10 protein-coding genes, 1 other RNA gene and 1 pseudogene are annotated in these 12,467 nt (G+C 53.8%); 4 read left to right on the forward strand and 8 right to left on the reverse strand.

All coding sequences use genetic code 11. The features are described 5' to 3' along the window. Positions 1-366 precede the first annotated feature (366 nt). From EDC26_RS10895 to ssrA, 5 genes are all read right to left on the reverse strand, one after another. Positions 367-1,227 carry an amino acid ABC transporter permease gene (locus EDC26_RS10895; protein WP_132582466.1) on the reverse strand — a complete coding sequence of 287 codons (861 nt, stop codon included), beginning with the start codon at positions 1,225-1,227 and terminating at the stop codon, positions 367-369. Further along, the gene (locus EDC26_RS10900; RefSeq protein ID WP_132582468.1) at positions 1,224-1,868 is read right to left on the reverse strand and encodes an amino acid ABC transporter permease; all 645 of its coding nucleotides are present in this window, start codon (positions 1,866-1,868) and stop codon (positions 1,224-1,226) included. The genes EDC26_RS10895 and EDC26_RS10900 overlap by 4 nt, the downstream gene beginning before the upstream one ends. Positions 1,869-1,905: 37 nt before the next feature. Further along, the gene (locus EDC26_RS10905) at positions 1,906-2,832 is read right to left on the reverse strand and encodes a glutamate ABC transporter substrate-binding protein (RefSeq protein ID WP_165930996.1); all 927 of its coding nucleotides are present in this window, start codon (positions 2,830-2,832) and stop codon (positions 1,906-1,908) included. Between the two features lie 46 nt (positions 2,833-2,878). After that, positions 2,879-3,601 carry an amino acid ABC transporter ATP-binding protein gene (locus EDC26_RS10910; RefSeq protein WP_243700887.1) on the reverse strand — a complete coding sequence of 241 codons (723 nt, stop codon included), beginning with the start codon at positions 3,599-3,601 and terminating at the stop codon, positions 2,879-2,881. 620 nt (positions 3,602-4,221) lie between these two features. After that, positions 4,222-4,560: a transfer-messenger RNA gene (ssrA, locus tag EDC26_RS10915) on the reverse strand. 271 nt (positions 4,561-4,831) lie between these two features. Here ssrA and gmtY point away from each other — a divergent pair. From gmtY to gmtX, 3 genes are read left to right on the forward strand one after another with little or no spacing between them, the layout of a single operon-like run. Next, the gene (gmtY, locus tag EDC26_RS10920; RefSeq protein ID WP_132582474.1) at positions 4,832-6,292 is read left to right on the forward strand and encodes a gamma-mobile-trio recombinase GmtY; all 1,461 of its coding nucleotides are present in this window, start codon (positions 4,832-4,834) and stop codon (positions 6,290-6,292) included. Beyond that, entirely contained in the window at positions 6,280-9,171 is a 2,892-nt protein-coding gene (gene gmtZ / locus EDC26_RS10925) for a gamma-mobile-trio integrase GmtZ (protein ID WP_207915100.1), read from the forward strand. Before gmtY ends, gmtZ begins: the two co-directional genes overlap by 13 nt. Next, positions 9,172-9,864 (forward strand): gamma-mobile-trio protein GmtX, encoded by a 693-nt coding sequence (gmtX, locus tag EDC26_RS10930; RefSeq protein ID WP_132582476.1) that lies wholly within the window; start codon positions 9,172-9,174, stop codon positions 9,862-9,864. It begins immediately after the preceding gene. Positions 9,865-9,944: 80 nt separating this feature from the next. On the opposite strand, the gene EDC26_RS10935 is transcribed toward gmtX, so the two are convergent. Beyond that, positions 9,945-10,211: a luciferase domain-containing protein gene (locus EDC26_RS10935; RefSeq protein ID WP_132582478.1), complete on the reverse strand. Its 267-nt coding sequence runs from the start codon at positions 10,209-10,211 to the stop codon at positions 9,945-9,947. Positions 10,212-10,310: 99 nt separating this feature from the next. Between EDC26_RS10935 and EDC26_RS10940 the strand changes: the two are divergent. Then, positions 10,311-10,604, forward strand: a pseudogene (locus EDC26_RS10940) (arsenic resistance protein); the annotation flags it as partial. A gap of 125 nt (positions 10,605-10,729) precedes the next feature. On the opposite strand, the gene EDC26_RS10945 reads toward EDC26_RS10940, so the two are convergent. Together EDC26_RS10945 and EDC26_RS10950 are read right to left on the reverse strand one after the other, a co-directional pair. Further along, entirely contained in the window at positions 10,730-11,272 is a 543-nt protein-coding gene (locus EDC26_RS10945) for a protein-disulfide reductase DsbD domain-containing protein (RefSeq protein ID WP_132582480.1), read from the reverse strand. Between the two features lie 4 nt (positions 11,273-11,276). Further along, the gene (locus EDC26_RS10950) at positions 11,277-12,458 is read right to left on the reverse strand and encodes a protein-disulfide reductase DsbD family protein (protein WP_132582482.1); all 1,182 of its coding nucleotides are present in this window, start codon (positions 12,456-12,458) and stop codon (positions 11,277-11,279) included. Between the last annotated feature and the right edge of the window lie 9 nt (positions 12,459-12,467).

The raw sequence follows: 12,467 nt of genomic DNA on the forward strand, positions 1-12,467 counted from the left end.
AATTCACAAGAACCTGTTATAAAAACGGCTATAACATTTCCGTGGGCCTGGAGACGATGTCCATTCAAACGTTGAGCCGATACGGCGTAGCACTGTTTCTTGCCGCACTTGTTTCTGGGTGCTCTTTAATCGGCTCCAGCCATTCGGGTCGCAACAACGATTTGGGTCGTGACAACGAGTGCAAGGTGAGCCGTAGCAGCTGCATGTATGACGGGCCGTATGAGCCAGGGGAACGGGCCTATGCTGAACAGGAAGCGGCACGCCTGAATCAGGCCGCATCCGAGAAGCTCCACCGCAGCTCCGGTAGGTGACCGTGTTTTGGAGGCCGGCCCACGGCGGCAATTGGCCACCCCCGGGCCCTTGCCATTAATGTGCGGTGCGCCCGTTAGCATCCAATTCGTCGAGCGCAACGGGTTGAACCCCATAGCGTTGCTTTTCCTTTCGATCGATTGCCGATGCTATTTGCGATAGCGCAATGTTTATCAGCATGAACGCGATTGCGGCGATGCCTTGGGCTTGCAGCAATGAACGGCTGAAGTACGCACCGAGCACCGTTGCCGAGCGGAGCAGATCGAAGTAACCGCCAAGCACGAACGCCAATGTGGTTCCTTTGAACACGATCACCATCTGACTCACAAGCGCGGGGCTCATCAAGCGCAGCGCTTGCGGCAGAAGAATCAGCCACATACTCTGGAGCCCGGAGAATCCGAGCGCCGCAGCGGCCTCTGACTCGCCGCGCGGCAAAGCCAGGACACCCGCCCGAACCAGATCTCCGACTACCGCGGTGCTATAGAGCGATAACGCGATGACCAAAAACCAGAAATCGGAAAGAGGCAATCCCCACGATGGAAGCACCAGCGACGTGAAGAACAGCAACAGCAGTATCGGGATGCCGTTGAAAACATCGGTGAACACACGGCAAGGGTGCCGGACCATTTTTCGCGTCGATAGAAGTCCCCAGCCCAGGAAGCAGCCAAAGAACATGGACAACAACATGCCGACGACGGCGGCCCTCAGGTTGTTGAGCAGCCCTAGCCCGAGTTGTTGCCATACGCCCCATTGAGCAAACGGTTGCCATGCAGCCGCGTCGAATGCGCCGTTCTTGTTTAGTGTCCGGATGACAACGTACGCCACACCGGCCATGATGACCCACGAAATGGCCTCGATCGCACGATTGCGGCGCCGGCCACGAGGCCCGGGCTCTTCGAATAGGTTTGTTGTGCTCATTTGCTGAAGGCGACCTTGCGTTCAAGCAGGGACACGAGCCGTTTGAGTACAAGGCAAATGACGACATAAGCGAGAGCGGCTCCGCCGAGCACAATAAATGCCTGCACCTCTTCGATCGCAATTTTGTCTGCGGTAAAAGTCAACTCGGCAACTCCAATTATTGCGGCCACCGAGGTGTTCTTCACCAGCAAAATCAACACATTGCCCATCGGTTGGACTACAGCCGCAAAAGCCTGCGGGAGGACAAGATAACGCATCGTGCCGAACGGGGCAAACCCCAATGACCGGCTCGCCTCCAGCTCGCCTACGGCCACCGTATTCAGACCCGATCTGAGCGTCTCGCAAACGAACGACGCGTGATACGCGATAAGGACGATTACGGCCGAAGAGAACAATGAAAACACAATGCCGAGCAGCGGAAACCCGAACACGAACAACACCATTTGAACCGGGATCGGAATGTTGCGAAAAACCAGAATGTAGCCAGCGGCCGCTATCCGTGCCGCACGAATGGGGCTTACGCGCATTATCGCGAGCACCGTGCCCAGAATCATGGCGCCGATCCAGCCCAGCGCCACAAGCCCTATCGTATACACGATGCCCCATGCGAACTCGCCAAGATAAGGGAGCAAAAACGACATAGGTACCCTTAAAATGTCCCGCTGGCCATGCTTTCCCCTAATACAAGATAGGCGGCGGCGTTGCGTCGCCCGGCATTACCGTGCCGAGTGTGCTGTCGTACATCTTCTTCCATTCACCGTTGGCGAAGATTTTCTTCAGGTACGAATCGAGATAATCGTGTAGCGCCTTGTCGCCCTTCGGTAAACCGATTGAGTCGTTATCCGAGGCCTTTTTCCCCGCCGTGTTCAGCAGCTCTGTCGGTACAAGCTGAAACTTGCCGGGGTGCTGGCTCATTTGTCCCAATAAAATACTCTGCGTCGTCGTAACCCCGTCGACCCGCTTCTGCAGAAGCCCCTCCATGCATTGCGTCATCGTGCCAAATACCGTCAGTTTCGCTTTGGGCGCATTCAGCGGAACGTAGGTTTCCGAGCCCGAGCCCTTGGTCACACAGATATTCTTGCCGTTGAGGTCCGACACCTTCTTTATGGAATCGTCGCCTTTGTTCACCATGGTGCCGATCGGGCTCATGAGGTACGGCCCGGCAAAATCGACGGCTTTCTCGCGTTTGGGATTTGGCGGGTAGGTAGCGATCACGATATCCACCTTGTTTTGCTGCAGAAATACCTCGCGGTTGCCACTATTGACTTCGACGAATTGGATATTGTTGGCGTTGCCCGTCAAATCCTTGGCAATTCCCTGGGCGAGCTGGATGTCCATCCCTTCCAGTTTGCCAGTCACCGGGTTTTTCAGCCCAAACAGCGGGAAATCGACTTTGACTCCCACAATTAGCTTGCCGCGTTGCTGTATTTTGGCCATCGTCGTGCCGGCCGGATAGGCTTTGACGGCTGCTGGAGCGTGCTCCGCACCGACGGCGTATTCGCCGATGCCCAGAGCAAACGCGGCGCCAATAGCCAACGAGGCGAAGATTTGCGATCGTTTCATAAACTTCATATCCCACACTCCTGTTACCTGTTTTGTGATCAAACAGCCAGGGCAACTGCACCCCGGCCAACGGAGAAACCAGACCCTTTCAACGCACGGAGGCGAGAAAGCTGCGAGCACGCTCGCTCTCTGGTGCACTGAAGAAGGTTTCCGGGTTTGCCGTCTCGACAATCGCTCCATCCGCCATGAAGACCACCCGATCGGCGCACGACTTGGCAAATGACATTTCGTGCGTGACGACGATCATGGTGGTTCCCTGCCTGGCCAATTGCTGCATGGTTGCCAGAACCTCCTGAGTCGATTCCGGGTCTAGCGCCGATGTCGGTTCGTCGAAAAGGATGACCTTGGGATCCATCGCGAGGGCGCGAGCGATGGCCGCGCGCTGGCGTTGCCCTCCCGAGAGTTGCGCCGGCATTGAGTTCGCCTTCGAGCGGATTCCGACCATGTCCAGTAGACGGTACGCGTCGGCCTGCGCCGAGGCCTTGTCCCGCCCGCGAATCTTGCGTGGCGCCAGCGTCACGTTTTCCAGAATTGATTTGTGTGAAAACAAATTGAAGGATTGAAAGACCATTCCAATCCCGGCGCGGAACTCGTATAACTCTTTTCCCTCGATCGGCTGAGGTTTACCGTCGACGAGTATTGAACCCTTGTCAATGGTCTCAAGCCTGTTGATGGTTCGGCACAGGGTGGATTTGCCCGCTCCGGAGGGGCCGATAATCACGACCACTTCGCCTCGTCTGACGGACAGATTGATATCTTTTAGTACATCCAGTTCGCCAAAGCGTTTCCATACTCCCCGGAATTCGACTATGGCTTCCTTGTCGGACGTGTCGCCGGCGTCTTTCGTAAGCCCCGTGTCAGGTGGCGTGAAATGCAGCGAGCTCATAGACGTTCGGGCGTCCCTGTGCATCTCCCATGCGGCTCGAGCGGCTTTTTGTTGGCCTTGTTGTGCATGGGTCGACCTCCTTGATTGATCAGATGCACCATGTGTCGATCAGGTGCCGGGAATTATACCCTCGTCCGAATTCCCGGGGCCTCTTTGCTCTATATGAACTGTGGATTCCTGGCTGAGCCATTGGCTTCGGCCATTCGAGTCGCGACAACGATTCGGGCCGCGCCAACGAGTGCAAGTTGAGCCGTAGCCCTGGTAGATGACCTGCGCAGATGACAGGCACGAGGCCTGTCGCTACATATTCACGTGCACGTTCATGTAGTGGCAGCCCTTGTGGCTGCCAAACTGCGGTCCGCGATGACAAAACGGCAAATTACAGCCCGGAACCACAGCAATATTGGTGCTCGGGTTTTCGATGCGCACGTACCGCGGGAACATCGGTGCGAATCCCGTGCGAACTGCCACACCACCAGACACTAAAAAGGGACCAAATCGCTTTGGTCCCAGTCTAGCGCTGCATAGTGCAGCGTGGTATTAAGTGGTGGAGTCGGGGGGAATTGAACCCCCGTCCGCAAGCCCTCTGCAGGCAGTTCTACATGCTTATTCGGTTCACTTTAGTTTTAACCTTGGATCATGCCAACCGACAGGCCCTTCCTTGGCGATTCACATTATTTTAAGTCGTGGCTGAGTGACCCAGCCAAGCCCGATTCTTTGTAAATGACGCTGCTGTAGGTTTTACCCTACCTGACCCAAAGACAAATCAGTGCAGCGGCTTACCGCACTAGGCGGCTAAAGCGAAACGCTCGTCGTTGGTTATTCCCCCTTATTTTATATCCATAGTTGGATGCTAAAACTGAACCAAGGGCTGTGAAATTCGATCAGTGTCTTATGTATAGGCAGATTGAAGACTTCTTGACTATTGAGTTTATCCCTTCATACTTCCATACTCCATACAACGTCATGGTGAGTCTGTGGAGTGCACACTAATCAAGCCCACATCCCTTCTATCTAACCGGCTCCGCAGGACCGCCGGAGGCATCATAGAGGGTGGCGTTGACTCGCCGAAGGCGAGGCACGACAGCAGGCAAGCGGAGCGCGTCAGGGATCCGTTTCATTCAACAGTTGTTAAGCAAATACCGGGGGGTGCTGGTGTTTGAGTCTACCGTCGTGAAAGCCCGGGTTTACACGGATGAAACGGGTGTCTTCTACGAGATACCTGTGCTACTTACCCCGAATGGCTCATTAGGATCCCTGGTCGATTATTTTGTGGCTCATTGGGATATTCGTAGCCCTCAATGGATGATCAAGGTAGTTCAAGCCGTAAGATTATTCCTGGAGTATTTGGACGCCCATTCAGATGGCGTTGATGGCCAAGATACTTTCCAGAATTTTCGTCAACGACTTTTGACAGGCTCGATCGATCACACAGCCGGTTCAGATCCAAGTGGCTTATGGTGGAGGCCCCGCGGGCCCAAGGCATCGAATCGCATCATCTGCAATCTCACTGATTTCTTTTCTTGGTGGTGCAGCAAACATCCCACAAGACCCAATCCGACCGCACTCTGGCGAAACAGCAGCTATGACTATTTAGTAGCCCAAGCCGCTTATGAATACCGACGCAACCAGGCGTTTTTAGGGCACACCTGGTCCAGCTTTCAAGAGACTAGCCGTAAGCCGGGCATGCCGTTGTCAACGAAGTGGCATAGAACTCCAGCAGTGGAGAAAGAGAATCCGCCGGCGTTCCCCGAAGACCGTGTGATGGATCTCTTATTCAAAGGATTCAAGGTTGCAGGCAAGTACAACTATAGGGATATGCTCATAACGCTTCTGATGAATGGTGCAGGCTTTCGAGTGTCTGAACCATTTCATCTTTATCTATGGGATGTGACTGAAGATCCGAAGTGCCCTGGAAGTGCATTGATCCTCATTCATCATCCTGCCTGGGGTGCGGCGCCCAATGATTCCAGGTGGAATGATGCTACTGGGGTACGGCGCAAAGGCAATCGAGCCGAGTATTTGGCGGAAATGTATGGGCTGACACCTCGTGACTGGGCGCTAGGCACCGAGGGGGCCGGTTGGAAAGGTGGTATGCATGAGACTCAGTTTGGTGGCTACTATAAGCAGGCCTATTGGTTTATTCCTGAGTTCGCCCACTTGTTCTGGGATATCTGGCATAAATACATTGAACAAGTCAGGCAGATTGACCCGGCGAGTCGCGCGCACCCCTATGCCTTTATGAATGTCGGCCGAGCACCCAAAGGCGGAATCTATAAGATGGGAAAGTTTGAGGTCAGTCACACTGCTGCTCTGGAGCGTATTGGTCTAGTATCATCCAAGCGATTGGGCACCAGCATCCATGGGCACCGACATGCCTATGCCCAGAGATTGCGTCGTGCTGGAATTCCCAAAGAAATGATTCGTCGATTTATGCACCATACCGATTTAGCAAGCCAAGAGGTATACACCCAAGCCGACCAAGAAGAGTGTCGCGAATATTTGGCGGCGGCCATTAGCCGCCTAAACGCGATGGGTGACAGCTCTAGGACTAAGTTCGCTGTTATTGATTCTGAATCCGTTGGCGTTATGCAAGGTCAGGCATGGAATCGATAGAGGCAGAGCTCGTGGCTCAAAAGGCACTAGCGGATATCACGGACGCCACGCCGGTCAATAACATACGCTTTGACGATATTCGTAAGCAACTCGCAAATGAATGCGTTGCATACCGAGAAGCCGGATTTACCTTTCTGGAAATTGCCAATATCCTAAATCAGCGTGGGCAAAAGACCAAAACCGGTAAAGTGTGGTCGCTGGCCAACATCAGCATGCTGATATCAAACCCTGAGCCGGTTCCCCCTAAGCCTACATCGAAGAAGGAGCTCCATCGCCGTCGACAAGCACAGCGAACAGTAGGCGTAACCAAGCTGAGCGATAAAAATTTCTCCTGGATCCGGGATGAGTGCCCACAGTACGAACAATGGCGGCAGTTAGCAAGTCAATGGGCCAACGGGATAGAGGCCGGCGTTCAACATGCTATTCAAGGGATCAATGCGCTCCTGGGATTTGTGCAGAAACATCAGTTGTCCGCCATTCCTGCGGAATTTCTTTTGGCTAGCAACCACTACCCCGATTTTTACCAGTCAATGTGGGGGGCCAAAAGGACCCATGCCTCAGTCTTAGTTAACAATACAGCCTATTTTTTTGTTGAGTGGGTACTAAGTACTCCGGAGTTTTGTGAAGAAGACGATTTCGGCCGCCTAAATACTTCCTCTGCGTTCAGAAATCCACTTCAACATCTGAGCCGCAGCGGGATTGCTCGGCACCCTGAAAGTGTCCGGACGACTTTGCCCTATGGGTACATTGAAGAGCTTCGGCAATTGATCGCTCAAGGTCCCAATTTTGGGGACTGGAAGTGGGCGCAGAATGCGTTAGGAACACCAACCAAAAAGAAGCGGCTAAAGGAGTCTGAAGACGAGGGGGAAAAGATAGCGCCTATTTGGTTCGAGGTAGATCAACACATCATCGATCATTCAGATCCGGATTGCGTTTGGCGTGAACGGATCAAGGTTATCGAAGCGCGTCCTGACCGCCGTAAAGAGTTCAAGACCGTTCTAGAAATGTGGAGCCCGGTACGCTGGGTAGCATTGCTGGTTAAATTACAGTTGCCGCTGCGGACATTTCAGGTCCGGATGCTAGATTCCGGCGAAGCAGATACTTGGCGCTGGGAAAAAGGGAGTTGGAGCGTAAACACCGGGTTACTGGCCAAAGGTACTGAAGCTCGGCCATGCACTAATGGCGTCTTCCTAAAACCGAGCGAGTTGTCTGATGTGAACTCCACAGTTCTTCTGCATATAAACACGAACAAAACAGCCGACATTGGCAAGGATGGAAACCAAAAGGGATACAACGTTCCATGGGTTACCGGGGGGAAATTACACCAGGACCCTTATTATTGGCTTGAAAAGCTGCGCGCATGGCAGGAAAAGTACAATCCTCTTCAGCGCTTAACCCGCTGGACCGAGCTCGATGGGCGCCATTTGCCCGTGAAGTCTGAAGTACAGCTGGCAAGTTATCCCGATACGGCCTTCTTATTCCGAACGCCGGAAAACAAGGAGTCGCCCAATTTACCGCTCACGCAAACAGCACTCAATGCCCCATGGTATTGGTGTCTATATGAGCTTGAACAGCGCTTGTGGTCACGGGGAGAAAGACTGCCTGGCGGAGGAATAATTCGGTTAATTCCAGAGCGCAAGAGGGCAACTAGGTCGAACATGACAACCTTGTTCGCCTTACATGGCCTTCGGGTTTCACTCATTACGGCCTTAGCTCTTGACGGGGAAGTACCTCTTGTGATCCTTCAAAAAATCGCCGGTCACAGTCGGTTAGTAATGACGCTTTACTATACAAAGCCTGGGGCGAAGCAGACCCAGCAGGCAATCCAAACCGGATTGGAGCGCTTGAACGAATCAGCAGATGAATCCATTTTGGACTGGATGGCCAATACCGAATACACACTATTGGTGAAGGAGGCCATCACCAATAGTCCAGCGTCATTGAGCGCCGCCGTATCCATCATCCCAGAGCAGCGAGTGCCGGCCGGGTGGATGGTGATGATAGACGGTCTTTGCCTAGCCGGCGGAAACATCTCTGAGGTAGATAGTGCGGGTTGTCACAATGGGGGACCAAATATTGGCAGTGAGTCGGTACCTCGCTATAACCCCGTGCCTGGCGGGGCTCGTAATTGTCCGCGTTGCCGATGGTTTGTCACTCGACCTAGCTTCCTCCCGCAATTAGCAGCTCGCTGGAACAATGCGATGTATCACTGCAACGAAGCTCGCGCGGTGGTCATCTCGGCCGAAGAAAAGTATCAGGTGTTTGAGGAGCTGCGTGCCGAGGCCTTATCGAGCGGACAAATATTTACGCGCCAACGGGAATACCTTGAGGCAGGGCGGGTTCGAGAGCAGGCTATTCAGCGCTTTGATGAGCTCATTATGACTGTATCTGCAATTACCAAACTCATAGAGCGTTGCCGAGTTGCTCTGACCGACCTCGAGGGTACTGCTCTTGTCGCTGCGGGAACCATAATGGATATCCAGGTTGCGGTCGAAGAGACCGATTCCGAGCTGTTGCAGTTATCAGGCATCTGCGAGGGAGCCGAAATTTATCCGGATCTAGAGCCCGGGAAAGCCGTCTTGAGGCGCAGCCAACTTCTCGATGCTGCGCTTAGACGCGAACAGTTGCCACCAACATTCCTACTGCTTTCCGAAGAAGAGCAAAAGCTGATCGGAAATGCTTTTCTACGCCAGTTGGCAATTCAAATGAACCGCGAGAATCCAGCGCTGGGTCGCTATCAAGTCATATCACTGATCGATGCCGGCAAGTCTCTAACGGAACATCTTGGAGTGGATGTTAGTGCTCTGCTCAGAACCGTCCAGACACAGGAGATGTCTGTAGGCTCGAGCGTAAAGTTTATTCCCAGGCTGGAGGGTTGAATGTATCAAAAAACGAATGTGCACCCCGATGAGGTACTCGAAGCGATATTGACAGTCAGTGTCCATCCCACAAAGAAACGCAATCTGGCGCTCATTCACCAAATCTGCTTCGATAGCAACAAAATCGGTAACAAGGATTTTTCACTAAAGAGCATAGGGCAAGCAATTGAGTTGCAGGGAGGCCTTAAGGCAAAGTCGCTCTGGAATGCCCAATCATCGGATTATCGTAAGCTCATTGAGGCTTGGCAGGCCTATGTTGGGCCGATAGAGCCTGATTTGCGAGAGATTAAGCGGACTTCCGACGACTTACGTTTATCGCAAAATATTCCTGATCCAGCCATTCGCATTATCGTGGAGAAATTGGTGAAAGAACGTAATTCCTTACGCGCCGAGCTTAATATTCTCAAAGCCCAATCCACCGTAATAATAGACCGACGTTCTTCGGCTTCTGTCTTGGAGTCAAGGGCCGAAAAAGAAACCGGTATCACGGTCCAGGTGCTTAAGCCGGCGGAGCTAAACCAACTGGAGACGGAAGCGCTTGCTCATGCAATATCTCCAGATCTGTGGCATCAAGAGGGTTGGGTTGAACAAAAGCTTGGGCGTGTCGTAATGCCAATTGACGGCACCGATCGTTCCAGGACTATTTTCAAGCCGGGCTTTGTTTCAGCCGTAAAGAAACTTCTCGCCGCCTAAGCAAAATAAACATAGGACGGTCAGAATATCTCTGACCTGGAACGCGGCCTGGACTCTGGGAAGAAAAACTGGGAAGCGGCTCACCATTCTTGCTTTTGCTGCACCGCCTTGTGACCACTGGCATAGGCCCACGATGCAGTGACGAGATCGCAGGCAACCGTGAGTTCTTCAGCATCCCGAGGGGCATACAGAAGGACAATGAGGGCCGACACCGTTGGGTAACCCGCCAGCGGATGCGGCTCCGTCCAGCCGGCGGCAATGGCTTCGCTACATAAGGGCTCGGGCAGGGTCAAGTGCAGGCTATGGTCGGGCACCGGATGGGCATGTGCGAATTCGGTCGATAGCATGAAGGCATTGGCAGGCCCCCGGGCGCGGTCATCTCGGAGATAGATTCCAACCGTACCAAAGGGTGCACGACCACTGTCGCCTAGCACCACACCATCCAACTGGCGAAGGCGCTCTTGGCCAAGGGTCAAGCCGCCTTCGAGCGAACCGTCTCAAACCTCGGCCCCTATTCCATTGCGGCCTTGCTGCTAACCCTTGTTTTACTCTTTGCGTTTCAAGGCAAGGCCATTATCGTGCAGCCGCTGATTATTGCGTTGCTGGCGGCCCCGATTCTGATCCAGGTGTTTTTTAATTCCGGCCTGGCCTATCTGCTTAATCACAAGCTGGGCGTACCCCATTGCGTGGCGGGGCCATCGAGCCTGATTGGCGCCTCCAACTTTTTTGAATTGGCTGTCTTCATTTTGTAACCCGTGCTCTTGTTTTCATATTCAGCGCCTGCCGACCAAACGTTTGTTCTGTATGGCCGACAGAATTACGCCAATAATTGCGCTAACATTGTTCTAGGCCCAACAGGTCTTTCTCAGTTCGATGTGGATGAAGAGGCTGAAGCAACGATATCCGTTGCCACCTCGGCAGGCGGCAAGCAGATCCCCTGATCGTTACAGGCTTGAACTTTCACCATCACTCGAGTGGGCACTTCGGTTTGAGTCAGGCTTACGGGAATGCGCGTCATGTCTTCATAAACCAATATCGTTTTGCCGTCGATGGCGATGCCGCTGTCATGTCCCGCTGGGTAATGAGCAACCGCTTCTAGTGGACGCTTTTGATTCAATACGGTAATGGTGGTCGGAATCAGATCATCCAGCGTGGCCGGGTTGGCATTGACATGCCAGCCTTTTTTAATATGCAGGACGACCTCCACCTCTTTGTTATTCATGCGCGCCGACACGCTGACGGAGCGAGACGAGTCGGCCAGGATGCTGCCTTGGCTATTTCCCAGGGGAGCAATCGCATTGCTCGGTAGAACACCACGTTCAGCGTAGCGCCATGCCACGATGGCGGCACCTGCTAACACAGCGCCAATAATAACGATTCCAACGATATACTTTTTGCTTAATTTCAAGGCATCACCATGTTTTTTGTGAGAGCTTGTTCAAGGCATTAATCAGCGATTGGCTGGTAAATAATCCGGAAAATCGCTGCACAACGCCTCCGTTCGCATCAAGCACCACGGCAAAGGGCAGGCCAACCCCGCCGTAGCTGACCAGCAGGCGTTCCAGCACCGGTTGAGAATAGGTCAGGTCGACGCGCAAGGTGGCCATATGGTTGGCGTTTACGGCATGCACGACGCTGGCGCTGTCATAGACCGTTTTTTCCAACACTTTGCAATTGATGCACCAATCGGCCGTGAATTCGAGCAGCACAGGGCGGCCCAAAGCCGTCAGCCGCCCGGCATCGGCCGGCGCAAGCGTGTGCCATTCGAGCCGATTGGCCGATGCCGGCATGAATCCCGCACCCAGAACGGCCGCCACGGCGACCACGCTGCCGACCAGTGAAATCGCGATCCGAGTGGCGATCTGATGGGTGCGCCTGAATTCGATCACGCACCAGCCGAGCAATGCCAGAGCAAATACCAGCCATAGCGGCAGCGTCCAAGGAGAGGGCACGAGGCTTTGCGAGAAAAACAAAGCGGCTCCCAACAGGATCCAGCCGAAACTCTTGCGCACGATTTCGGTCCATGCTCCCGATCGTGGGAAACGCGCAAGTAACCCAGGCCGGGCAATCAAGATTAGGTAAGGTAAGGCGAGTCCAACGCCTATCGCAATGAAAATGATCACGATGCTTGCGGGCGGTAGCGTCACGGCAAAAGCCAGAAGGCCGCCCAGCAAGGGCCCGGTGCAGGGTGTGGAGAGCAGGGCGCCTAATAATCCCGATAAGAACGGCTCGACGAAATGAGACCCTCGCATCGACACCGCAAAACTGGGAACGGGTAAGCCTTTGCCAAGAAAATTCGCAGCAGCCAGCAAAGTCAGCATAACGACTAGAAAGATCGTGAATACCCGCGATTGAAATAGTACGCCCCATCGCCAACCCAGCAGAGCCGTAGCCAGCCCGAGGGCGGCGAAAAACAGCACGGAGCCCGCCGTAAACAACACGGCTGCGATCCAGCGTGAGCGCACACTCCCGCCTGCAGCATGCAAGATCGTACGAACTTTGATCGGAACTGCGGGCAACACACAGGGCGTCAGGTTCAGCAGTATGCCCGCCCCAAGGGCCGTCACAACGGCCAGCAGGAATGAGGTGTTCAACGTATCTCC

Source organism: Paralcaligenes ureilyticus (assembly GCF_004346225.1).
GTDB lineage: Bacteria > Pseudomonadota > Gammaproteobacteria > Burkholderiales > Burkholderiaceae_B > Paralcaligenes > Paralcaligenes ureilyticus.

Bases quoted from the DNA above. Each gene is read 5' to 3' on its own strand.
- EDC26_RS10895 (WP_132582466.1), bottom strand. From the start codon at position 1,227: ATGAGCACAACAAACCTATTCGAAGAGCCCGGGCCTCGTGGCCGGCGC.
- EDC26_RS10900 (WP_132582468.1), bottom strand. From the start codon at position 1,868: ATGTCGTTTTTGCTCCCTTATCTTGGCGAGTTCGCATGGGGCATCGTG.
- gmtZ (WP_207915100.1), top strand. From the start codon at position 6,280: ATGGAATCGATAGAGGCAGAGCTCGTGGCTCAAAAGGCACTAGCGGAT.
- gmtX (WP_132582476.1), top strand. From the start codon at position 9,172: ATGTATCAAAAAACGAATGTGCACCCCGATGAGGTACTCGAAGCGATA.
- EDC26_RS10935 (WP_132582478.1), bottom strand. From the start codon at position 10,211: ATGCTATCGACCGAATTCGCACATGCCCATCCGGTGCCCGACCATAGC.